Genomic DNA, 21,287 nt, shown 5'->3' with positions numbered 1-21,287 from the left:
TTGCTCCAGTGAGGACTGATTTCGGGCCGACACGATCCTGCCAATCGTGAATTGTCAGGGTGTTTTCCGTGCACGGCGAACGGATAGAACGTCACAAAAGTGACATGTCAGTCTATCGGGAATCTCGGGCGAGCCGCAAATGAGTATCTTGGCCGACAAACGGACGCCTCAAACCGGCTCGGGAGCGAGTCGCTCCCGCACGGCCGCGACGAAATTGCCGACGGCATCCGGCGCGGAGCCGAGAAACAACGACGGTTCGAAGAGCTCGGCTTCGAGCACGAGCGGCCCGAGGACGGGGTCGTCGACGATATCGATCCGGGCATAAAGAGGAACGGCATCGGATTCGGACAACCCGCGCCCGAGGAGGACCGTGACGGCCGCAGCGATGAGGGCGTCACCGACGGCACGTTCGGCCGGCTCGGCGTTGATCGAGTGGATCGTCTCGACGTACGTTCCGCCGAGCAGTCCCCCGCCCACGGCCAGCAGCGGGCCCTTGGAGATCGCGTGGCTGAACCGGCCGTTGAAGTAGAGGAGGGCACGCTCCCCGCGCTCCTGCACCCCGTCGATCGCCGGCTGAACCATCACAACCTTGCCGAGGGCGAGGATCTGCCGTGCGAGGAGGAGCACGGAGGGATCGCCGGCTTCGAACAACCCGGTGTTCTGCGAACCCGCGGACACCGACGGCTTGATCACAACGCGACCCGGCCGAAGGACTGCCAGCGCTGTCACCACTTCGCCGAGCGTGGTGCAGAACGTCGTCGGCACCAGCGGAACGGTGGAGGCGGCGGCGATTTCGCGGAGGTACGTCTTGTCGATGTTCCAGCGGACCAGTGCCGGCGCGTTCAGCACGCGAACAACGGATGCCACGCGGTCGAGCCAGGCAAGGAACTCCGGAGCGGCGTCGGGGTAGTCCCACGGCGAACGGAGAACCACGAGGCCGAAGTCCTCCCAGCGCACCGACGGGTCGGTCCAGAGCGCCACCTGCGCCGGCAGGCCCGCCTGCGTGAGACCGTCGACGAGGAGCGGAAGGTCGTCATCACGAAGAGCGGGATCGGTCAGGCCATGGCTGACGAGGGCGATCTGAGTCATTCAGCGGTCTCCGGTTCAGGGGCGGACGGGGGCGGTCGGATGCCTGCGATGGCAACGTGTTAGCTCACGACATCCGCCTCGCTGCCGACGGAGTAGGTGAATGCTCCGCCGTACCTGTAGAGCCTACCGATGACGGGTGCGGCGATCGTGACGTGCGCCCGTCGGCACAGTCTGCACCGTCGACACCCGCCGGCATCGTCGAACCCCCCGGAATGGAGCACCGGTGAAGGAGCGGATGGCGCTGACCGTGCACGCTGGGTGTTGAGTCATGGCACGCCGCAGCGTAGCGTCGCCATCAAAGATCAGGTCACTGAGTTGAGTGGTACATGACCGATGAATGGCAGCTGCCGCCGGAACCGCGTTGTTCGTGGGAGCGGCGCTATGGGCTGTCGCCTGTGCGCGTCGTGGTCGGCGGATCGAGGAATTCGCCCGAGGCGAACTTCCGGCGGGGCCGTGGTTGGGGTACGTCTGGCTCACACTTCCGGGCCTGGCACTACTCGGTATGGCCAGCCTTTAGCATGAGACGTGGATCGGAGTCTTGCTGCTCAGTGCGACCGCGGCCTTCACCGCCCTGTTCGTGATCGCCCACGACATTCCGCCTTTCGTCTTCTACCTCGCGCTCTCGGTGTTCGGCGTCTGGAACGTGGTGGCCACACCGACGTAGGAGTACTGACCTGGACATCATTTCGGCGCTTCCTGCTCGACGAGTGCCCTGAAATTGTCGAGTTCCATCCGCGCCTCCGCGCGGCCGAGGATGGCAAGCTCCACAAGTTTGCCGATAAGACAGGTCCCATCTCCACCACCTCCCGGCGTTTCTGACTCCTGGACCGTCTCAGGTTGATGAAGCACCCCGTTGGCACCATGCCAGCGGTGGGGACGTCGACGAGGCGACCGGGCGGGAGGCCGTTCAGCCGGCCAGCAGGGTGCGCTTCAGGGTGTCGACACCGACGCCGCCGAGGTCCAGCGACTTCTTGTGGAACTCCTTGATGTCGAAGGCGTCGCCCTGGCGGCGCGAGTACTCGTCCCGGAGCTGCTCCCAGTCGTAATCCCGAAACAGTACATCCGTGGTTTGTTCACCTGCCGCTTACTTTGGCGATGCAGGCTGGGGAGCAATGCAAGGCATTGTGCTTGCGGCCGAAGCGGGGCGGCATGGAGTTCCTGGCACTGAGAAGGATTACCGATATGAGCATCAGCCCCAGCCTCGACACCGATGACCTCGATGCACGTGAGGTTACTGACGGCCGATACACCCGCGTACAGATTGGGGCGGAGCGGGCGGTGAAGGTCCGGGCCGCCTACACCACGCGTTTTGTCGCCACCGAATTCACCAAGCGACCTGAGGACTTCCACATGCTGGCCGGGTCCGAGGTTCACCCCGAAGCCGGAGATGTCGTCATTGCGCGCGTCACAGAACTGGGCAAGCACACGCGGCTGGAATCTCCGACCTCCCGCCGCCAGCTCTTGTTCGTCGGCCAGGAGATCATGGTCGCATACGGCAACCGCTACGCCCCTGACCAGTTTCTGGCACACGTGCCGGATTCCCTCGAGCCCTGCCACCTCGTCGCAGGCGGCGGGCTCGCCGGATACGTGATCGAGACACACGCTTCGATCGGAGCCGCCACCGCGATCGAACCGATCGGCCTCCTGGCAACCAGGGAGGGCGTAGTGAACCTGCGCGACTTCTCTCCCCTGCAGGTCGGCAGCCCGTCACTGGCCGCGGTCGCCGCGCTGGGCTCCCGGCGCCCGCCGGTCATCGCCGTTCTGGGCACATCGATGAACTCGGGCAAGTCCACCACGCTCGCCTGCCTGGTCAACGGGCTGTCCAACGCCGGTCTCACTGTGGCAGCGGGCAAGGCGACCGGAACTGGCGCGGGCAACGACCCCAACCTGTTCATCGACGCCGGTGCGTTTCCGGTCTGCGACTTCACCGACTTCGGATACCCCACCACCTTCAAGCTCGCCTACGAAGAGGTTCGCAACCTGCTCGCCGCGATGATCGACGAGCAGGCTGCCTTTGGCGCCGATGTGGTGGTCATCGAGATCGCCGACGGGCTTTACCAGGGCGAAACCTCCAGACTGCTGCGCGACCCGCTCTTCGCCACCTATGTGGACACCGTCGTGTTCGCAGCTCAGGATGCTCTGGGCGCCCGCGCCGGACTGGACCTGCTGCATGACGCCGCGGTGCCGGTGGCAGCCGTCTCCGGCCTGCTCACCGCTTCGCCCCTGGCCGCCGCGGAGGCCTCGGCCTGGATCGACGTCCCCGTCATCGTCACCTACGACCTGTGCCGTCCCGAAGTCGCCGCCGCCCTGATCCCGGTGCGCGCCGCCTTGCTGTGAGCGCTGCAGGTGCACGGATGGGCGGCACGCGGGAAGGTGCGGCAGAACCGGTGGATTCCGCGAAGGACACCGGTATTCGGGGTCGCGCAGCGCGGCTGCCGAAGCTCATCACCGGGAGGCGCCGTGCGCTGTTTGCCGCGCTGCTGGCCATTGCCACACTGTGCGGTGCGCTTGGTGTGACGATCGCCCTCCTGGTCGGAAGCCTCGTGAACGGCGGCGCGAAGCTCCCCGTCGTCGCCGGCATCGGCGCGCTGATTCTGGTGCTCGGCTACGGTCGATACCTGGAGCGGGTGTTCGCCGAGAAGCTCGGACAGCATTACGTGGCACAGTTGCGCGTTTCGCTGATCTCTCACTCGCTGCTGGCACGGAAGGCCCCCTCTGTGGGCATCACCGTGGCCAGGGCGAGCAACGACCTGTCCTCGGTGCGCAACTGGGTGGCTCAGGGAATCGCCCCGATGCTGGCCGGTATCCCTCTGGTTCTCATCTCGATGGTCGGCCTCTGGGTGCTGAATCCCCTTCTGGCGCCGGCGCTTGGGCTTCCGGTGCTGGTGCTGGGCGCCGCGCTGCTCCTGCTCGCCAGACCCGCCTTTCAACGTGCCCGGGTTCTGCGGCGGCACCGCGGCAACCTTGCCGCGCGTATCGCCGACACCGTCGCCGCTTCGTCCGCGGTGGTCGCGTCCGGCGGCGTGGCACGAGAGCTGGCACGGGTGGAAGTCAGCGGCCATAAGGTTATGGACGCGGCAGTACACCGGGCGCGCCTGGCCGGTGTGTTGCGCGCCTGCTCCCTGGGCATGCCGCTGGTGGCCGCCGCCATTGCGGTGGTCATCGCCAGGAGCGTGGCTTTGGACGCCGGACAGATCGCCACGGCCTTGACCCTACTGGGACTGTGCGCGGCGCCAGTGGGTGAGTGGGGGCGCATCGTGGAATACCGGCAGAACTACCGGGCCGCCCGACGCATTCTTGCCCCGTTGCTCGACGAGGAAACCACGCTGAGGTCCGGAGAGGACATAACGATCAGGATGGTTTCGCGACCGGAGACCCTGAGCCCGGCCCGACCCGTCGGCGGGGTGTGGCTGTGCGGAGTCGAGATCGACTCGCACCCCATCCCTGAGTTGGACGCCGAACCGGGCGCCCGCATTCGCATGGTCGGCGGCGATGCGCGGCGGCGCGGCGAGCTGTTCAACATACTGGCCACCGCGCGCACGGACGCGGGCCCCATCGTCGGTGACCTGGGACAGGACGCTGCAGGCCGGGCATGGGACTATGTCGTGGCCGGGGTGATCCCGGGCGCCGTGGGAGAGAAGAAACGACGCCGGCTCATCGGCGCGGCATACTCCGCAATGGTGCCCGAACGCGGCACCGTGCTGCGCGCGCTGCGGTACCGGCACCCAGACGCGAACCGGGACCTGGCCCTTGCAGTCGCGGGGCGGCTGGGGCTGTGCATCGATTCGCTGGATCACGGTGCGAAAACGCAGCTGCGCCGCGGCGGGATTCCGCTGGACGCGGCACAGGTCGCGGGGCTCATGGTGGCCCGTGCGATGCTCGGATCCCCGGCATTGCTGCTGCTTGACGACATCGACGGTCGGCTTGATTCCGCGGCCCAGGGCCAGCTCGAAGCCATGCTCGACGGGTACCCAGGCGTCGTCATCGTGTCGTCCGAGTCCGCGTGGTGCTCGGGATACCAGGAGTGGAACGTGGGCTCGCCGGACGCCGCAACCGCTGTGCAGCGCTGACGGCAGCGTCGAGAAAACCGAACCCCGGCGATGACCACACGATCGCCCCCCGGGATCAGCCGGCAAGGAGGGAGCGCTTCAGGGTGTCGAGACCGACGCCGCCGAGGTCCAGCGCCTTCCTATGGAACTCCCTGATGTCGAACGCGTCACCTTCGCGGCGTGCGTATTCGTCGCGGAGCTGTTCCCAGATCCGCTGTCCGACCTTGTACGACGGGGCCTGGCCCGGCCAGCCGAGATAGCGGTTGACCTCGAAGCGCACGAAGCCCTCGTTCATGTTCACGTTCTTGCCGAGGAACGCGAACGCGTCGTCTGCGGTCCACGTCCCGCTGCCGTCCGGGTGCGGTTTGCCGAGGTGCACACCGATGTCGAGCACCACGCGCGCCGCACGCATCCGCTGACCGTCGAGCATCCCGAGCCGGTCTGCGGGGTCGTCGAGGTAACCGAGCTGCTCCATCAGCCTCTCGGCGTAAAGCGCCCAGCCTTCCGCATGGCCTGACGTTCCGGCCAGCTGCCTCCGCCAGGTGTTGAGCTTCGCCCGGTTGTACACCGCCTGGCCGATCTGCAGGTGGTGACCGGGGACGCCCTCGTGGTAGACGGTCGTGAGTTCACGCCAGGTATCGAACTCGGTGACACCCTCGGGCACCGACCACCACATCCGGCCCGGGCGTGAGAAGTCATCTGTGGGGCCGGTGTAATAGATGCCGCCCTCCTGGGTGGGAGCGATCATGCATTCGATCGTCCGGATCTCTTCGGGGATGTCGAAATGGCTCTTCCCGAGTTCGGCGACCGCGCGGTCGCTGGTTTCCTGCATCCACTTCTGAAGTGCGTCCGTGCCGTGCAGTTTGCGGCTGGGCTCGCCGTCGAGGAACGCGATGGCTTCCTCGACGCTCGCGCCGGCTTTGATTTCACGGGCGATGGATTCCTGCTCGTCCACCATGCTGGCGAGCTCGCCGATGCCCCATTCGTACGTTTCGTCGAGGTCGATGGTGGCGCCGAGGAACCTGCGTGACTGAAGGGCGTAGAGTTCGCGGCCGACGGCATCCTGTTCCTGGGCGACCGGCTCAAGCTCATGGGCGAGGAAATCGGCGAGGGAGCGGTAGGCGACGGCGGCCTGCCCGGCGTTCGCTGAGAGGTCGGAGGCAAGGGAGGCTGGAAGCTGGCCTTCAGCCGGAGATGCCGTGGCGGCCAGTCCGAGGAAGAATCCTTCGTCTGCGCCGTACTTCTTGGCCTGTTCGAAGACCTCGCGCACCTGCCGCTTGGCGGGGGTGACTCCGCGTTCGATGCCGAGGCGGAGGGTCTCGATGTAGCCGGCGACGGCTCCAGGGAGGGCCTTCAGCCGTGTGGAGATGTCGTCCCAGTCGTCGACGGTCGCTGTCGGCATGATGTCGAAGATCTCCCGGATGCCCTGAGCCGGCGATGCGATGACGTTGAGGTCGCGCAGGTGAAGCTGGGCCTCCGCGCTCTCCAGGTCGAGGCGCAGCTCGCTGGCAAGATCCGTTTTGGTGACCTCATCGATGCCGTCGGCGGGCTGTGCCGCCTCGAGCGCGGCCAGTGTCCGCTTCGCCTCGGCGACGTACCGGTCATGCCCGGCTGGGGAGAAGTCGCCGAACCTGCTGTTCGCCTCAGCGCGTCCGATGTACGTTCCGACCAGCGGGTCGAGGTCGACGAGCGTGTCGACCCAGTCCTCGGCGATGGCATCGACGGCAGACGGGGCGCGCGTGGGTTCAGTCATGGAGTCGAGCATAGGACAGTGGCGCCCGCCCGTCACGGAGTTCAGTGCGCGGCGGCGTCCCAGTTGTGACCCCGACCGACGTGGACGTCGAGCGGCACGGTCAGGTCCGCGGCGCCCGCCATCCGGGTGCGGACAATCGCCTCGAGGGCGTCCCACTCCCCCTCGACCACTTCGAAGATCAGTTCATCATGCACCTGCATGAGCATGCGTGACCCCAGATTCTGAGCCGCAGTGTCGGCTTCGATGTTGATCATGGCGATCTTCATGATGTCGGCGGCGGAGCCCTGGATGGGAGCGTTGAGGGCTGCTCGTTGCGCGTTGTCGCGCAGCACCCGGTTGGGGCTCTTCAAGTCTGGGAACGGCCGGCGGCGGCCGAAGAGGGTTGTCGTGTAGCCGTCTTCGACGGCCTGTTCGACGACATTGCGGAGGTAGTCGCGCACGGCGCCGAAACGGGCGAAGTAGTCGCTCATGAGCGCCTTCGCCTCGGAGGAGTCGATCCGCAATTGTTTCGACAGCCCGAACGCACTGAGCCCGTAGGCCAGGCCGTACGACATCGCCTTGACCTTCGTTCGCATCTCGTTCGTCACATCCGCCGGGTCGACACCGAAGATCCGGGAACCGACGAACCGGTGCAGGTCTTCACCTGAACGGAATGCCTCGATCAACCCTTCGTCGCCCGAGAGGTGCGCCATGATGCGCATTTCGATCTGTGAGTAGTCTGCGGTGAGCAGCGTCTCGTAGCCGGCACCTGCCTCGAACGATGCCCGGATGCGGCGTCCCTCTTCGGTGCGAACGGGGATGTTCTGGAGGTTCGGGTCGGTCGACGAGATCCGGCCCGTGGTGGTGCCGGTCTGCACGTAGCTGGTGTGGACCCGGCCGTCGCTCCCGATGGCTTTGTCGACGGTCTCGACGATCTGGCGCAGCTTCGACGCGTCACGGTGTTCGAGGAGGAGCCCGAGGAAAGGATGCGGGTTCGACGCTTGCAGGTCGGCCAGCGCACCGGCATCCGTCGAGAAGCCGGTCTTGTTCGCGCGGGTCTTCGGCATGTCCAATTCGTTGAACAGCACGTCCTGCAGCTGTTTCGGCGAGCCGAGGTTTACTTCGTGCCCGATGATCGCGTATGCCCGGGATGCCAGGTCGGCGGCCTTCGCGGCCAGTTCGGCACTCAATTCGGTGAGTTGGGTGTGGTTGACGGTGACGCCGCGCAGTTCGATGTCGACGATCGTGAGCAGGGTGGGCACCTCGATGGAGGTGAGCACGTTTCGGGAGCCGGAGTCGAGCGCCTCGTTGAGTGCATCGACGAGCCGGAGCGTGTACCAGGCCTCGACGGGTGCGGATGCCGGTTCGTTCACCGGGACGAGCTGGTTCGGGTCGGAGACCGGGAGGGTTTCGTCGAGATAGCGGCTGACGAGGTCGGAGAGGGTCTTGTCCTGGCCGCCGGGGCGGAGCAGCCAGCCGGCGACGTGAGTGTCATAGGCGAGCCCGTCGAACGGAAGTCCGGCGTTCTTGAGCGCCTTGAGCTGCCGCTTGGCGTCGTTCATCAGCTTCGGTGCAGGGCTGGCCAGCCAGTCCTCGAACGGCGCGTAGTCGGCGCGGCCGGGAAGCCAGCCGACGGCCACGCACTCCGTTGGCGTGGAGATGCCCATGCCTGCGGGCTTTCCTTCGTGCACGTCGACGGTGAAGCCGAGACCGTTCGGGTGGGCGGCGACAGCGCGGGTGAGCCAGGCGCCGAGCTCCTCGTCGAGAAGCTGCTGCGGCACCGGGCTGGCGAGTCCGCCGGCGGACGGCGAAACGGATGCTTCGCTCTCCTCATCGACGCCCTCCGCCTTGAACAGGCGGTCCAGCATGGTCCGCAGCTCGAGCCGGCCGAAGATGTCGCGCACCGCCTGCTGATCGATGGGCTTCTTGACGAGCGTGTCGAGGGTCACCGGCAGAGTCACGTCGGTGAGCAGGTGGTTGAGCTTGCGGTTGCGGATGGCGTTGTCTTTGTGCTCGCGGAGGCTCTCGCCGACTTTGCCGCCGATCTTGTCGGCGTTCTCGAGGATGCCGTCGAGCGAGCCGTACAGGTTCAGCCACTTCACCGCGGTCTTCTCGCCGACCTTGGGGACGCCGGGGAGGTTGTCGCTCGTCTCGCCGACGAGCGCGGCGACCTCTGGGTACTGGTGCGGCTGGATGCCGTACCGTTCCATCACCTTGGCGGCGTCGTAGAGGGTGAGGTCGGAGACGCCCATGCGCGACGGGTAAAGCAGGGTGACGTCGTCGTTGACGAGCTGGATTGTGTCGCGGTCGCCGGAGACGACGAGAACGCGGAAGCCCTGCTCCTTACCCTGGACGGAGAGCGTGGCGAGGATGTCGTCGGCCTCGTAGTCCTCGATCGAGATGGTGGTGATGTTCATCGCCGCAAGGGCGTCCTGCAGGAGCGGAACCTGGCCGATGAACTCTGAAGGGGTCTCGCCCCGAGTGCCCTTGTACTCCGGGTACTCGCGGGTGCGGAAACTGGAGCGTGAGATGTCGAAAGCCACCGCGATGTGCGTCGGTTTGTGGTCGCGAAGGAGGTTGATGAGCATCGCGAGAAAGCCATGGATGGCGTTGGTGTGCTGCCCGTCCTTCGTCGAGAAACTGTCGACCGGGAGCGCGTAGAACGCCCGGAATGCTAGGGAATGACCGTCAATGACGAGGAGGGTAGGCTTTTCGTTGTCCGACACCACACCAGCCTACAAGCGACTTGCGACAGTGGGTTTCGAGCAGGAGCAAAGGCGACGATGACCAATACCACACCGAACGATCTCGACTACGTGCTGCGACGTGGCGGGGGTGCGCTTGCGGCAAAGATGGGCATCGAGTTCCTCGAATTCTCCGTCGACCGAGCCGTAGCGACGATGCCGGTGGAGGGCAACACCCAGCCGGCAATGCTGCTCCACGGCGGCGCGTACGTTGTGCTCGGTGAGTCACTCGGTTCGATGTCGGCGAACCTGTGGGCCGGCGCCGGAAAGCTGGCGGTCGGCATCGACATCAACGCGACTCACACCCGGTCAGCCACCTCGGGGATCGTCACCGGGGTCTGCACGCCGATCCACCTGGGTCGGTCGATGACCGTGCACGAGATCGCGGTGACCGACGAACAGGGCCGCAGGTGCTCCACCATCCGGATCACCAACCTGATCAAGGACCTGCCCGCCGGCTGACGGCATCCGCTTCGTCCGTCCCAGATGCCGGTTTTGCGAGCGGGAAGTCGGCATCTGCGACGGATGAGCCGGGTCGGGCGCGATGACGGCGCGTTCGTCTGTCGCGGATGTCGGCTTCGGTGTCCGAAAGTCGACGTTTGCGACGGATGAACCGGCGCGGATCTCAGGACGGTGCGTTCGTCCGTCCCGGATGCCGGTTTTGCGAGCGGGAAGTCGGCATCTGCGACGGATGAGCCTGCGGCATCCGGCACTTAACGACGAACGGGCCGGATAACCGGCCCGTTTCGCGTCAATGCGCTGCTTGGTTCTACTTCTTCGCGGTGAGCTGTTCGACGATCGCCTGGGCGACGTCGTGCATGGTCAGGCGGCGGTCCATCGACGCCTTCTGGATCCAGCGGAACGCTTCCGGTTCGGTGAGGCCCATCTTCTCGTTGAGCAGGCCCTTGGCACGGTCGACGAGCTTGCGGGTCTCGAACCGCTCCACCATGTCGGCGACTTCGGCTTCGAGGGTGATGATCTGCTGGTAACGGCTGAGGGCGATCTCGATCGCGGGGAGAAGATCGTTCGGGGTGAACGGCTTGACGACATACGCGAGTGCGCCCGCTTCGCTGGCGCGCTCGACCAGTTCCTTCTGGCTGAACGCGGTGAGCAGGACAACCGGGGCGATCTGAGCCTTGTTGAGCCGCTCGGCAGCGGAGATGCCATCGAGCTGGGGCATCTTCACGTCCATGATGACCAGGTCGGGCCGGAGTTCGGTGGCGAGGGCCACAGCGGTTTCCCCATCACCGGCTTCTCCGACGACCTCGAAGCCGTTGTCTCGGAGGATCTCGACGATATCGAGTCGAATGAGGGATTCATCTTCGGCTACGACAACTCGGCGCGGGGCTGGGGGTGTTACATCTGGCTCGGTCACGCGTTAATCCTACGGTACTCTTGTCCTCGTTGTTACGCGCCGGTGTGGCGGAATGGCAGACGCGGAGCACTCAAAATGCTTTGTTCGAAAGGACGTGTGGGTTCGAGTCCCACCACCGGTACAACACGATGGCCCTTTGACTTCCCAGCGTCACCGCGGAAGTCGAAGGGTCGTTTTCGCATGGTTCGCGGTCCATCCCTTCCATGGCGCGGTTCGTGATCCGAAGACTGCTGGTCAATTCCCGCCGAGGAGCGCCGACAGTCTGTTGTTCCACATCGAGAGCGCCGAGCCGATGGCCATGTGCATGTCGAGGTACTGGTACGTGCCGAGACGGCCGACGAAGAACAGGTCCTTCTCCCCCGCCTGCAGGTCCCGGTATGCGAGTAGTCGAAGTAGCGGTCGACAGGGCCGGTGTAGAGGACGGGAACCTGGCCGACGACGGCCTTCTTGTTGATGGGCCGGGACTCGTCGAAGAAGTCGGTGTCGAGCCGCACCTCGATGTCGGGTGAGTCGGCCCTCCCAGGTGTCGTCGAAGTACCGGTTCTCGCAGATGTATCGGGCAACCGCGAGATGACTTCCTTCTTCTGCTCGGCACCGTCGATCCGTACGTAGGGCTCGCGCTGGCACTCGTCGCCGCAGGTGGCGCGCGCTCGAGACGCACCGGTACCTCGACTGCCGGCAACGGAAGGCCGGCTGGAGTCAGCGCGACGCCCGGCGCTCGTACCGCCCGGCCGCAAGATCGCGGGCGCGGGTGACGAGCGTCTTCGCCGTCTCCAGCATCCGCACCCCCGGGTTGAGGATCGAAACCCAACCCTGTGCGGCATACACGGGGTGCGGTAACAACACGTCGAGCTGGCTGTAATCGAACTCGCCGGTGTGCTCCGCGTGGGCACTCGGCGCATAGCCGAGCAGATCGAGGAACGCGGCCGAACCGACGGCGACGTTGAGACGGTAGACGCCGGATCGGCCCAGCTCGGACACCTCGTCGAACCCGGTGTAGTTCTTCGTGACGATCGTGGTGAACGGATGCAGCCGGTTTCGTTCGTCGTTCTCCGGGTCGTAGTAGAAGAATGAATCGCCCCACGCGATTTCGGGAGCACCGGATCCTTCACCGACGGTGTCGACGACGACACCTGGAAGCGTCCTCCCGAACGCGATGAGGGCTTCTCCGCACATGCGGCACAGTCTGCCAGATCACCCGCAGGGATGGCGGTTCGTTGTGCCTCGGCGGCATAATGTCTGGCTATGACTTCCTCTGCCTCCGGCCCTGATTCCGCCCACCGACGCCCGGAAGGGGTCAGCGACGCGACCGTTGAAGCGCTGGGCAAACTGTCGGAAGCTCTCGAAGTCGTCGAACACGCCCGGGGACATCTCTATGGGTTCCATCGCCTTACCGGCACCGCTGACCTGGCCCTCGGCGAGGCGATCGAGATGCTGAGGCGGGCAGGGCACGAGGAACTGGCCGCGAAGATGGACCGGGACATCGTCGGCCGCAATGTGATCGAGGGACGGTGGACCTTTCAGATCGTCGAAGATTACGACGCGAATTACTACAGCGCCTTCGTCGCCGCGGAGGAGCAGGCGAGGCAGGAACTCGTCGGCGGCAGGCGCCACCTGTTCGAGGCGGAGATGAAGGAGGACCGTCGCACCCGCGACCGTCGCCACCACGAGGCTCGTCCCGACGGCGTCGGGGAGCACACCGCAGACTGACGCCCTGTGGTTTCCTCGGTCAGAATGACGACCGTTGGGCGACCAGCGGGCACGCAAACGGGTCGCTCTGGCCCAACCCGACCCGATTGATGTACCGCAACACGATCCCGTATGACTCAAACAGCCCGGTCTGTGTGTAGGTCACGCCGCGTTCCCGACAGTATGCCGCGATGATCGGGGCTGCCCTCCGCAGGTGCGGCCGCGGCATTGACGGGAACAGGTGATGTTCGATCTGATAATTGAGCCCGCCGAGCGCGACATCGAGAAATCTCGAGCCACGGACATTCCGGCTCATCAGCACCTGCCTGCGCAGGAAGTCCAGCTTCGCGTCCCGCGGGACCAGCGGCATTCCCTTGTGGTTGGGTGCGAATGCGACACCCATGTACAAGCCGAACAATCCCAGTTGAACCCCAAGGAAGGCGAAAGCGATCCCCGGCGACAGCACGAGGAACACAAGAGTCAGGTAACCGCCCAGTCGAACGAGGAGGAAAAAAATCTCCACCCAGCGCCGGTCGATGTGTTCCCGGCTGAAGACCCGGCGGACGCTGGACGCATGGAGTGACACACCCTCGAGCAGCAGGATGGGAAAGAAAAAAGCGCCCTGGTGCGCGACTGCCCACTCGGTGACCGGGTTGCGGCGTTTCGCCGCCTGTTCGGGGGTGAAGGAGATCACCGGCAGTTCGATGTCCGGATCGCTGTCCACCTTGTTCGGGTTGGCGTGATGCCTGGTGTGCTTGTGCTGCCACCACCCGTAACTCATGCCAACGAACAGGTCGCCGATCACGAGGCTCGTCCAGTCGTTCCACCGGCCGGACCGAAAGATCTGCCGATGCGCGGCGTCATGGCCGAGAAACGCTGTCTGCGTGAACAGAACGGCCAGGCCCGCTGCGACGAGCAACTGCCACCAGGTGTCGCCCACGAGGACGAACACCGTGATCGCGAACCCGAAGGCGATCGGCACGGCGAGCAGTTTGGCCCAGTAGTACGTATATCGGCGATGCATCAGACCGGACGACTGGATCCTGTGCGCCAGTTCGGAGAATTCACTCGTCGGGTTCGGCCGGCTCCGCGGCGGACCCGAGGAGTTGGGAAGGGATGCGGGAACGTCGGATGCCACGGTGTCCTCCAGACCAAGAAGCGGAATGGGGCGACCGGGGTCTCGGGTAGCCGTTCGCGCAAGTTTACGCGTGTGGCCTTCGTCGGTCCAGCCTCATATCTGACCGCAGCGGGGACGCCATTCTCAGGCGTGTTCTCTGGGTTCCGGTGTGAGCCGAAGATTCCCGCCGCTGTTCGCTGCGGACATCAACTCCTCAAGCCATTCCCTGTTGAGCTTCTCCTCGACTGTTCCATCGAATTGGAACTGCAGCGGGATAGAGGGATGTACCCAGAGAATTCGCCGGCCCGTGCCGGCGTTCTCGACCCGGCCGTCCACCGCGAAAGCAAACATCTCGCCGCGCCGAAGTTTGGTGATCATCACGACCCGCAGATGAGCCAGCTCACGATCGCTGGCATCGATCTCAACAGGCGGAAGTCCGTAGAGCAGCTTTCCCATGCTTTCCTCTCCGACGGGTGGCGTGGCCCCTCTAAGCACGATAGTGGGCTCAGGGCCTCCAGATCACGTATTGGCCGAAAACGGTTCAGGCTGTCTGCACTTCTTGCCCGCGGTCAACCCTTCCTCAGCGATCGAAGTCGCTCCACTGCTCGATCCACGGAGCGCGCCGCCACGTCGGCGCGGTGATCGGCGGATGCCGCGGCGCGGCTGAGTACGTCGTCTTCCCTCTCCGCGATCGCCAGTTGCTCGTCGAGCTTCGAAAGCCGGTCGGCGGCCTCCTGTCGTTCCCGCGCGAGCAGGGCACGCTGCTCGGCGAGCGTTGTCCGCTGCTCGCGGATCGCGGCCCGTTCGGCGTCGGCCTCTGCCGCCCTGGCCTTCGCCTCCTCCGCCTTCTTCTCGGCATCCTCGATCCTGCGGGCGGACGGACGGTTCTCGACGACCTGGAGGGTTGGCCTCGGCGCCCGCACGATGTCCACGGACGGCTCGGCAACGGCCCCGTCGATGTCCACGGCTTCGATCCCGCTCGACGACAAAGCCCGAAGGAGCCGTCCGCTTCGCACGGCGTCGGCGGCCGCCGGGTCGGTCATTGCCGCGTGCAGTGTCTGCTCCACGTCGAGCATCGCGGCGGCGCTCACCTTCTGGTCCGCTTCAGCGGCCAGGGCCCTGCCCTGCTGTGCCAGCGCTCGGATGAGCTGCAGTCGCTGTTTTCCGAGCTGGCGCAGATCGCCGGCATCCATGTTCTTCTCGGCGTCACGAATCAGCGTCCCAAGCTCGATGATGTCGTCGACCTCGGTCGAGCGCCTGGCCGCGAGCAGATTGATGAGCCAGGCGGCCGCAGAAGGTTTCGGGAGCCGGCCGATTCGTTTCGCAAGCTCGGCGTCACCGTCGTCTCGGGCCGTTCGGACGCGGGCCGTGCGAATTGCCACGAACTCGGACGGTGACCGCAGGTACAGGTCGGCGAGCACGTCGGTCAATTCCATGGGCGTCCTCCCCCGCTCGTCCTTCGTTCAGGATACGCGGCAGGCGGGTTCGACCGGTCCTCCTGTTTCTGCTTCTCGCCTCCGATCGAGTCGTGCTCGGTCAGTGACTGCGTGCACTGTGCTGGACGAGGGCGTGCACCCGCGCCTCGAGCAGTCGAAGCGCCGCAACGACCGCTGAGTCCACGATCTCCTGTGGACTCCCGCCGAGCTGCCGTTCGGCGACATGGAGCTCGCCGCGTGGCGAATGGATGCCGATGAAGATCGTCCCGACCTCCTGGCCGTCCTGGTCGTCCGGGCCGCCCACCCCGGTCACGGACAGGGAGAGATTGGCGCCGAGCAGTTTCGCTACGCCGGTGGCCATTTGCTCAGCGGCGCGAGCGGAGACGGCCGGTCCAGGACCGACATCGAGCACACGGTGTCTGGTCTCGCTCATGTACGCCACGACTCCCCCGGCGAACCAGTTGGATGAGTTCGGTGCCGCGCCCAACTTCGATGCGAGGAGGCCGCTGGTGAGGGACTCAGCCACCGCGATCCGAAGCGTGGTTCCGTCGACGGCTTCTGCGATGGACTCGGCGAGAGCGGCTGCCTGTGCATCGCTGGGGTCAGGTGACGTCATCCCCTCATTCTTCTCAGGAGCATCAGGCTCCCCAAGGGGTTGACAGTTTCAGTCAGGTCCCGTGCCGAGGATGAGCCGTCGGAGGGCTGTCTCCGGGGCAACGCCGCGGCCGTCGAGCAGGTCCCCGGACTGGTAACGGTCGAGGACCCGTGGGTCGATATAGCTGCTTCGGGCGACCGCCGGGGTGTTGCCGAGCGCGTCTGCTGTCTCCTTCACCGCAATCACCACATTCCTCGCGCACCGCGTCGCATTCGGCGCGACGCCGAGCCGGCGCAATGCCGTCGCGGCGATGATGCTGCCATGCAGGGTGCGAAAATCCTTAGCGGTGAAATCGCCGTTCGTCCGCTCGCGGACGTAGTCGTTGACCTCCTGTGCGCGGAGCGGCCGCCAGGTGCTTCCGCTCTTCCAGGCGAGAAGTCGCGCTCTCGGCCCGCGCGTCTTCAGCGACCGGATGACTGCGGCGAGGTCCACATCCTCGGTATCGCTTGACCACGCCTGGCCGCTCTTGCCCGGGAAGTCGAGCAGCACCCTGTCCCCGCTCACCGTGGCGTGCGCGCAGAGGAGGGTGGTCAACCCGTGAGTGCCGTGTTCGAGCGCGAATCGTTCACTGCCCACCCGGAGCCTGGCGGAGTCCAGGAGCCGGAATCCGGCGGCGAGAGCGCGTTCCCGCGATCCGGTCACGCCTCGCAGGTCCAGCGTCACCATCCGCCGCGCTGAGGGCAGCGCCAGGGCGAGGTCGAGCGCACGGTCGAACTTGCGTTCGGCCTGTTTCCGGGACCATGCCTCGTGGTACAGGTACTGCCTGCGCCCGGCTCCGTCGGTCCCCACCGCCTGGATGTGGGCGTTCGCCTGCGGGGCGATCCAGACATCCGTCCAGGCGGGCGGGATGACGAGGGTCGTGATCCTTTCGATGGTCGCCTCGTCGTGGAGGGGACGGCCAGTCTGATCGACGTATCGGAACCCGGAACGGGTTCTCCTTCGACCGAAACCGGGTCCGGTCGTGTCACTTCTGCGTAGCCGGGGCACCGGGCCTCCCGCCGGGTTCCGTCACGCCGGGGTCACAGGTTCTTGCCGCCGGTGACCGGCAGCACGGCGCCGGACACGTATGACGCCTGGTCGGATGCTAGGAAGACGTAAGCGGGTGCCAGCTCAGCGGGTTGGCCCGCACGCCCCAGTGGAGTGTCCTGCCCGAACGTCACGACTTTGTCGGGCCATGACGTGGCGGGGATGAGTGGCGTCCAGATCGGACCGGGTGCAACGGCGTTGACCCGAACGCCCTTCTCGCCGAGCTGGTCGGCGAGTGCCCGGGTGAACGCCACCTGTGCAGCTTTGGTCATCGCGTAGTCGACCAACTCTGGAGACGGCTGGAATGCCTGGATGGATGACGTGGTGATGATCGACGATCCCGGCTTCAGGTGCCCGATCGCCGCCCGGGCCGTCCACATGAGGGCGTAGAGGTTCGTTTTAAAGACCCGGTCGAACTCAGCGGTGGGGATGTTCTCCAGTCCGCTCCGGTTCTCCTGGTACGCAGCGTTGAGCACGAGGATGTCCAGCTGCCCGAGCTCCTCCACGGTCAGCTCGACGATATCGGTGCTGTATTGCTCTTCGCGCGCGTCCCCGGGCAGGAGCAGAGCGCGGCGGCCGGCTTTCTCGATCCATGTCGCCGTGTCCTCCGCGTCGTCCTGCTCCTCAGGCAGGTAAGCGATCGCCACATCTGCGCCCTCGCGAGCGAAGGCGATGGCGACGGCCCGGCCGATTCCGGAGTCTCCCCCGGTGATCAGCGCCACCTGGCCCTCGAGCTTGCCGCTTCCGACATAGCTGTCCTCGCCGTGGTCCGGGCGTGGTTCGGTTTTGGACGTGAGACCGGGCTGGTCCTGCTCCTGGCGAGGGAAATCGTCTGAACTGTATTTCGTCGTGGGGTCGGGGTTGGTCATTCGGGGCCTTTCGTGTCGGGATCCGTGCACGGCGATCGTCTGGCGAATGGTGCGAGCAACCATACGTTGCTCTGCCGAAGGGCCTCAAGGGGGTGGCGCGACGTCGGACGACCCCAGTAGCGTTGTCCGGCTGCGGCCAGGCAACCCCCCTTTCCGCCCGTCCGTTCCATCTCCCGACCGAAGGATGCAGGCCATGACGTCCCAGCCGCTGCACCGCTCACTCTGGCTCGACCGGCCCGCGCCCATTCCCACCGATGAGTGGCGCTCGCTCGATCCGGTGGACGTCGTCATCCTCGGCGCCGGTCTCTCCGGACTCGCCACGGCGGCGATGCTCGCCGAACAGGGCAGGTCCGTCGTCGTCCTTGAGGCCCGTTCCGTCGGTGCGGTCACCACAGGAAACACGACGGGCAAGGTTTCCCTGCTGCAGGGGTCTCGACTGTCCCAGATCCGGGATGCGGTTTCCCGGGAACTCGCTGAGGCCTACGTCGCCGCGAACAGGGCGGGGCAGGACTGGCTGCTTCGGCACCTGCAGGACAACGGGGTCACGTTTCACGAACGCACCGCGGTGACGTACGCGGCGACCGATGCCGGAGCTCCGATCATTGAGGCGGAACTGGACGCGGCATCCTCTCTCGGGCTTGCCGTGTCGGCGAGACGCACACTCGAGCTTCCGTTCCCGATCACTGCGGCGGTGTCCCTGGCCGGTCAGTACCAGGTTGACGCCCTCGACGTTCTCGACTCTTTGGTCCGCACCGTGCGGAAGCTTGGCGGGCTGGTTATCGAGGGGGTCCGTGCCACTGCGATCGAATCCGGAAGCCCGTGCGTCGTCTCCACCAACCGCGGGGAGGTTCCGGCCGACCGGGTTGTGGTCGCCACAGGCTTCCCCTTTCCCAAGCGCGGCGGCCATTTCACAACCCTTGAACCGCAGCGCTCGTACGCACTCGCCTTCCGCTGGCCGGATCGTTCGCTCGAGGGCATGTACCTCTCGGTCGATGAACCGTCACGAACCATCCGCGACGCCCACCGTGCCGACGAAAGCTTCCTCATCGTCGGCGGCAACGACCACCGGGTCGGAAAGGATGCTCCAACGTCAGCCCACGTGGACGACCTGCTGAGCTGGACCGCCAGCGCGTTCCCCGATGCCGTCGCCTCGCACCGGTGGTCGGCGCAGGACTACCGTTCGACCGATGAGTTGCCGCATTTCGGACCGATCACGGCTGGAGAGCACCGCGTGTTCGTGGCTACCGGGTACGCGAAATGGGGTTTCACGAACGGGGTGGCCGCCGCGATCGCGATCTCATCAGGGGTGGCTGACGCGCGGCCCGCCTGGGCGGAGAGCCTCGAGGATCGGGCGCCGGCGTTCGTCAAGGTCGGGAGCACGCTCGGTGCCGGTGCCAAGGTCGCCGCGGGTCTTGCGCAGGGCTGGGTGGGTGCAGAACTGACGCACGGCCCGAAAAACGATCCGGCTGAGGGCGAAGGCGTTGTGCTTCGCGACGGCATCGCACCGGTCGCGGTGTGCACCGTCGACGGTGTCACCCGTCGCCGCTCCGCCGTGTGCACCCACCTGGGTGGAATCGTCACCTGGAACAACGCGGAAACATCCTGGGACTGCCCTCTCCACGGTTCCCGGTTCAGCGCCGACGGAGACGTGCTCGAGGGGCCGGCGGTCAAACCGCTCGCGGACTGAGCGGCGCCTCAGGCGGGCTTGCTCGTCTTCTTCGCCGGTGTCTTGGTGGACTTCTTCTTCGCGTCCCGTGACTTCTCCACGCTGCGTCGGAGTGCCTCCATCAGGTCGATGACCTCCCCGCTCTCACCGGCTTCCTCTCCGCTCTCGCCGAAGGTGGCATCCGTGTCAACGGCGTCGCCCTGATCCAGTTTCGCCTCGATCAGCTTCTTGAGCTGATCCTGGTAGTTGTCCGAGAACTTTTCAGGCGTGAAGTCGTCGGCGAAGCTGTCCACGAGCGACGACGACAACTCCAGCTCCTTGGCCGAAATTCTGACGGTCTCGTTCAGCGCGGGGAATTCGGCCTTCCTCACCTCGTCTTCCCAGAGAAGCGTCTGGATGAGGAGGACGCCGTCGCGCGAACGCAACGCGCCCAGGCGGGTCTTCTGACGCAGGGCGAACTGCACGATAGCGGTCCGGTCGGTGGCTTCAAGGGTCCGGCGGAGCAGAACGTACGCTTTCGGCGACGATGAGTCGGGTTCGAGGTAATAGCTGCGGTCGTACATGATCGGATCGACCTGGTCGCTCGGCACGAACTCGACGACCTCGATCTCGCGGCTTTTCTCCTCGGGCAGGGACGCCATGTCCTCGGCGCTGAGGATGACGGTTCGGTCGCCGTCCTCGTACGCTTTGTCGATGTTCTCGTACTTGACGATCTTGCCGCAGATCTCACAGCGACGCTGATAGCGGATGCGGCCGCCGTCTTTGTCATGCACCTGGTGCAGCGGCAGGTCGTGGTCTTCCGTCGCGCTGTACACCTTCACCGGCACGTTCACGAGCCCGAAGGTGATCGCGCCCTTCCAGATTGCTCTCATGCAACCAGTGAACACCAGGCGAGGGGATGGCGCCTAGCCCTTGCGGACCCCGTCCGCGTCCAGCCTGGACACGGCGTTCCGCACCGTGAGCGGGACCAGAACGCCGAGCGCCACGACGATAATGGCGACGGCTACCGCGGCGAGGATACCGGCCTCCCGGCTGATCACGAAGTCGAAGATGAGCATCGCTGTGCCGATCATGGAGAGGGAGACGCCGACGAGAACCGCTCGAAGCATCCGGTCGCCGATCTGGACGGTGGCTTCCTTCACGAGGTGCTGGAACATGATGCGGTGGGCGCTCACCGGAAGGAGGCTGAGAACCGTGGTGACGATGGAAACCGAGACGAGGGTCAGGTACAGGATGAGCTGGAAATCGTCGAGCTCGGTGAATCGAGGTTGGAAGGCGATCGCGAGGAGGAAGGCGGTGAGGATCTGCGTCCCCGCCTGCAGGACCCGCAATTCCTGGAGGACATCCGCCCAGTTACGGTCCAACCGTTCCGACTCGGTCTCGTTGCGGGCACCAGAAACCTGATCTGCTCGCACGCCGTGCACATCCGATCCGTTGTCCGTTGCCATCTGTCCGCCTCCACTCGATGAGCCGGGTTGCGTCCCGTGCTGCGTGTTAACACCGTGTTCTGGAACCGGTCAAGGGCTACCGAACAGTTCCTCGCCAGCCTAGTGTTTTCCCCGATGACGGGGGTGCGGAACGGTCACCCCTGCGCGAAAGGGGAGAGAGATCGCACCATGACGAACCTGAGACCAGACGACGACCCGGTGGAGTACGACGAGGACGAAGACCTGGCGGTGCTGCCCGATGAGGACGAGGACCTCGACGTCCTCCCAGACGACGAGCGGCCCATCGACGACATCGACTTCGAATCCGACGATGACATCGTTTCGGAGGACCTGTAGCGTCCCCGAACGACATCAGCGCGGGTCCGGAGATCCGGACCCGCGCTGAATAGAAA

At 65.6% G+C, this 21,287-nt stretch carries 21 protein-coding genes, 1 tRNA gene and 1 pseudogene; 8 read left to right on the top strand and 15 right to left on the bottom strand.

All coding sequences use genetic code 11. The features are described 5' to 3' along the window. Window positions 1–168 precede the first annotated feature (168 nt). The gene (locus ACLQ62_RS07035; RefSeq protein ID WP_411720935.1) at window positions 169–1,089 is read right to left on the bottom strand and encodes an ATP-grasp domain-containing protein; all 921 of its coding nucleotides are present in this window, start codon (window positions 1,087–1,089) and stop codon (window positions 169–171) included. Between the two features lie 538 nt (window positions 1,090–1,627). Between ACLQ62_RS07035 and ACLQ62_RS07030 the strand changes: the two genes are divergently transcribed. After that, window positions 1,628–1,753, top strand: a complete 126-nt coding sequence (locus tag ACLQ62_RS07030; protein ID WP_411720934.1) for a hypothetical protein — start codon at window positions 1,628–1,630, stop codon at window positions 1,751–1,753. A gap of 243 nt (window positions 1,754–1,996) precedes the next feature. Here ACLQ62_RS07030 and ACLQ62_RS07025 read toward each other — a convergent pair whose 3' ends face one another. Next, on the bottom strand, window positions 1,997–2,146 hold the full coding sequence (locus ACLQ62_RS07025; protein WP_411720983.1) for a DUF885 family protein: 150 nt from the start codon (window positions 2,144–2,146) through the stop codon (window positions 1,997–1,999). A 125-nt stretch (window positions 2,147–2,271) separates the two neighbouring features. Here ACLQ62_RS07025 and ACLQ62_RS07020 point away from each other — a divergent pair, with 125 nt between their 5' ends. Both ACLQ62_RS07020 and ACLQ62_RS07015 read left to right on the top strand, forming a co-directional pair. After that, window positions 2,272–3,426 (top strand): DUF1611 domain-containing protein, encoded by a 1,155-nt coding sequence (locus tag ACLQ62_RS07020; protein ID WP_411720933.1) that lies wholly within the window; start codon window positions 2,272–2,274, stop codon window positions 3,424–3,426. A 17-nt stretch (window positions 3,427–3,443) separates the two neighbouring features. Continuing rightward, on the top strand, window positions 3,444–5,159 hold the full coding sequence (locus ACLQ62_RS07015; protein ID WP_411720932.1) for an ABC transporter transmembrane domain-containing protein: 1,716 nt from the start codon (window positions 3,444–3,446) through the stop codon (window positions 5,157–5,159). Window positions 5,160–5,214: 55 nt separating this feature from the next. On the opposite strand, the gene ACLQ62_RS07010 is transcribed toward ACLQ62_RS07015, so the two are convergent. Both ACLQ62_RS07010 and polA read right to left on the bottom strand, forming a co-directional pair. After that, on the bottom strand, window positions 5,215–6,891 hold the full coding sequence (locus tag ACLQ62_RS07010; RefSeq protein WP_411720931.1) for a DUF885 domain-containing protein: 1,677 nt from the start codon (window positions 6,889–6,891) through the stop codon (window positions 5,215–5,217). A 41-nt stretch (window positions 6,892–6,932) separates the two neighbouring features. Next, a complete protein-coding gene (polA, locus tag ACLQ62_RS07005; RefSeq protein WP_411720930.1) occupies window positions 6,933–9,596 on the bottom strand; it encodes a DNA polymerase I in 2,664 nt (887 codons plus the stop codon). 57 nt (window positions 9,597–9,653) lie between these two features. Between polA and ACLQ62_RS07000 the strand changes: the two genes are divergently transcribed. Beyond that, complete coding sequence (locus ACLQ62_RS07000; RefSeq protein ID WP_411720929.1) at window positions 9,654–10,076, top strand: hotdog fold thioesterase; 423 nt, start codon at window positions 9,654–9,656, stop codon at window positions 10,074–10,076. 307 nt (window positions 10,077–10,383) lie between these two features. On the opposite strand, the gene ACLQ62_RS06995 is transcribed toward ACLQ62_RS07000, so the two are convergent. Beyond that, on the bottom strand, window positions 10,384–10,989 hold the full coding sequence (locus tag ACLQ62_RS06995; protein WP_090712872.1) for an ANTAR domain-containing response regulator: 606 nt from the start codon (window positions 10,987–10,989) through the stop codon (window positions 10,384–10,386). Window positions 10,990–11,027: 38 nt separating this feature from the next. Here ACLQ62_RS06995 and ACLQ62_RS06990 point away from each other — a divergent pair. Next, window positions 11,028–11,110: transfer RNA gene (locus ACLQ62_RS06990), tRNA-Leu, on the top strand. Between the two features lie 113 nt (window positions 11,111–11,223). On the opposite strand, the pseudogene ACLQ62_RS06985 reads toward ACLQ62_RS06990, so the two are convergent. Together ACLQ62_RS06985 and ACLQ62_RS06980 are read right to left on the bottom strand one after the other, a co-directional pair. Further along, a pseudogene (locus ACLQ62_RS06985) lies at window positions 11,224–11,547 on the bottom strand (UDP-galactopyranose mutase); the annotation flags it as partial. A 141-nt stretch (window positions 11,548–11,688) separates the two neighbouring features. Further along, entirely contained in the window at window positions 11,689–12,165 is a 477-nt protein-coding gene (locus tag ACLQ62_RS06980) for a DUF6194 family protein (RefSeq protein WP_411720928.1), read from the bottom strand. A gap of 69 nt (window positions 12,166–12,234) precedes the next feature. Here ACLQ62_RS06980 and ACLQ62_RS06975 point away from each other — a divergent pair, with 69 nt between their 5' ends. Further along, window positions 12,235–12,699 carry a hypothetical protein gene (locus ACLQ62_RS06975; RefSeq protein ID WP_411720927.1) on the top strand — a complete coding sequence of 155 codons (465 nt, stop codon included), beginning with the start codon at window positions 12,235–12,237 and terminating at the stop codon, window positions 12,697–12,699. Between the two features lie 19 nt (window positions 12,700–12,718). Here the strand turns inward: ACLQ62_RS06975 and ACLQ62_RS06970 are convergent, their stop codons facing one another. From ACLQ62_RS06970 to ACLQ62_RS06945, 6 genes are all read right to left on the bottom strand, one after another. Continuing rightward, entirely contained in the window at window positions 12,719–13,816 is a 1,098-nt protein-coding gene (locus ACLQ62_RS06970; RefSeq protein ID WP_411720926.1) for a fatty acid desaturase family protein, read from the bottom strand. A gap of 123 nt (window positions 13,817–13,939) precedes the next feature. After that, on the bottom strand, window positions 13,940–14,251 hold the full coding sequence (locus ACLQ62_RS06965; RefSeq protein ID WP_411720925.1) for an ATP-dependent DNA ligase: 312 nt from the start codon (window positions 14,249–14,251) through the stop codon (window positions 13,940–13,942). A gap of 113 nt (window positions 14,252–14,364) precedes the next feature. Continuing rightward, window positions 14,365–15,231, bottom strand: coding sequence for a hypothetical protein (locus ACLQ62_RS06960; RefSeq protein ID WP_411720924.1), 867 nt, complete (start codon window positions 15,229–15,231; stop codon window positions 14,365–14,367). 100 nt (window positions 15,232–15,331) lie between these two features. Beyond that, window positions 15,332–15,847, bottom strand: a complete 516-nt coding sequence (locus ACLQ62_RS06955) for a CinA family protein (protein ID WP_411720923.1) — start codon at window positions 15,845–15,847, stop codon at window positions 15,332–15,334. A 48-nt stretch (window positions 15,848–15,895) separates the two neighbouring features. Continuing rightward, window positions 15,896–16,873 (bottom strand): DNA topoisomerase IB, encoded by a 978-nt coding sequence (locus ACLQ62_RS06950; RefSeq protein WP_411720922.1) that lies wholly within the window; start codon window positions 16,871–16,873, stop codon window positions 15,896–15,898. Window positions 16,874–16,905: 32 nt separating this feature from the next. Continuing rightward, window positions 16,906–17,781, bottom strand: coding sequence for an SDR family oxidoreductase (locus ACLQ62_RS06945; protein ID WP_411720921.1), 876 nt, complete (start codon window positions 17,779–17,781; stop codon window positions 16,906–16,908). Between the two features lie 193 nt (window positions 17,782–17,974). Here ACLQ62_RS06945 and ACLQ62_RS06940 point away from each other — a divergent pair, with 193 nt between their 5' ends. After that, on the top strand, window positions 17,975–19,468 hold the full coding sequence (locus tag ACLQ62_RS06940; RefSeq protein ID WP_411720920.1) for an FAD-dependent oxidoreductase: 1,494 nt from the start codon (window positions 17,975–17,977) through the stop codon (window positions 19,466–19,468). A gap of 8 nt (window positions 19,469–19,476) precedes the next feature. On the opposite strand, the gene ACLQ62_RS06935 is transcribed toward ACLQ62_RS06940, so the two are convergent. Together ACLQ62_RS06935 and ACLQ62_RS06930 are read right to left on the bottom strand one after the other, a co-directional pair. Further along, the gene (locus ACLQ62_RS06935; RefSeq protein ID WP_411720919.1) at window positions 19,477–20,319 is read right to left on the bottom strand and encodes a Ku protein; all 843 of its coding nucleotides are present in this window, start codon (window positions 20,317–20,319) and stop codon (window positions 19,477–19,479) included. A gap of 33 nt (window positions 20,320–20,352) precedes the next feature. Beyond that, window positions 20,353–20,895, bottom strand: coding sequence for a DUF6328 family protein (locus tag ACLQ62_RS06930; RefSeq protein WP_411720918.1), 543 nt, complete (start codon window positions 20,893–20,895; stop codon window positions 20,353–20,355). A gap of 168 nt (window positions 20,896–21,063) precedes the next feature. Between ACLQ62_RS06930 and ACLQ62_RS06925 the strand changes: the two genes are divergently transcribed. Next, entirely contained in the window at window positions 21,064–21,231 is a 168-nt protein-coding gene (locus tag ACLQ62_RS06925; RefSeq protein ID WP_411720917.1) for a hypothetical protein, read from the top strand. Window positions 21,232–21,287 lie beyond the last annotated feature (56 nt).

The sequence above is a fragment of the Mycetocola sp. genome (assembly GCF_046716805.1).
Taxonomy (GTDB): Bacteria; Actinomycetota; Actinomycetes; order Actinomycetales; family Microbacteriaceae; genus Mycetocola_A.
Note: the sequence above shows the minus strand (reverse complement) of the source record. Positions and strands in the feature narration are given on the sequence as shown.

Coding starts and splice junctions, on each gene's coding strand:
- ACLQ62_RS07015 (WP_411720932.1), top strand. CDS start 3,444: ATGGGCGGCACGCGGGAAGGTGCGGCAGAACCGGTGGATTCCGCGAAG.
- ACLQ62_RS06945 (WP_411720921.1), bottom strand. CDS start 17,781: ATGACCAACCCCGACCCCACGACGAAATACAGTTCAGACGATTTCCCT.
- ACLQ62_RS06925 (WP_411720917.1), top strand. CDS start 21,064: ATGACGAACCTGAGACCAGACGACGACCCGGTGGAGTACGACGAGGAC.
- ACLQ62_RS06975 (WP_411720927.1), top strand. CDS start 12,235: ATGACTTCCTCTGCCTCCGGCCCTGATTCCGCCCACCGACGCCCGGAA.
- ACLQ62_RS06960 (WP_411720924.1), bottom strand. CDS start 15,231: ATGGAATTGACCGACGTGCTCGCCGACCTGTACCTGCGGTCACCGTCC.
- ACLQ62_RS06935 (WP_411720919.1), bottom strand. CDS start 20,319: ATGAGAGCAATCTGGAAGGGCGCGATCACCTTCGGGCTCGTGAACGTG.
- ACLQ62_RS06965 (WP_411720925.1), bottom strand. CDS start 14,251: ATGGGAAAGCTGCTCTACGGACTTCCGCCTGTTGAGATCGATGCCAGC.
- ACLQ62_RS06940 (WP_411720920.1), top strand. CDS start 17,975: ATGACGTCCCAGCCGCTGCACCGCTCACTCTGGCTCGACCGGCCCGCG.
- ACLQ62_RS06930 (WP_411720918.1), bottom strand. CDS start 20,895: ATGGCAACGGACAACGGATCGGATGTGCACGGCGTGCGAGCAGATCAG.
- ACLQ62_RS06955 (WP_411720923.1), bottom strand. CDS start 15,847: ATGACGTCACCTGACCCCAGCGATGCACAGGCAGCCGCTCTCGCCGAG.
- ACLQ62_RS07035 (WP_411720935.1), bottom strand. CDS start 1,089: ATGACTCAGATCGCCCTCGTCAGCCATGGCCTGACCGATCCCGCTCTT.
- ACLQ62_RS07020 (WP_411720933.1), top strand. CDS start 2,272: ATGAGCATCAGCCCCAGCCTCGACACCGATGACCTCGATGCACGTGAG.
- ACLQ62_RS07000 (WP_411720929.1), top strand. CDS start 9,654: ATGACCAATACCACACCGAACGATCTCGACTACGTGCTGCGACGTGGC.
- ACLQ62_RS07010 (WP_411720931.1), bottom strand. CDS start 6,891: ATGACTGAACCCACGCGCGCCCCGTCTGCCGTCGATGCCATCGCCGAG.
- ACLQ62_RS06980 (WP_411720928.1), bottom strand. CDS start 12,165: ATGTGCGGAGAAGCCCTCATCGCGTTCGGGAGGACGCTTCCAGGTGTC.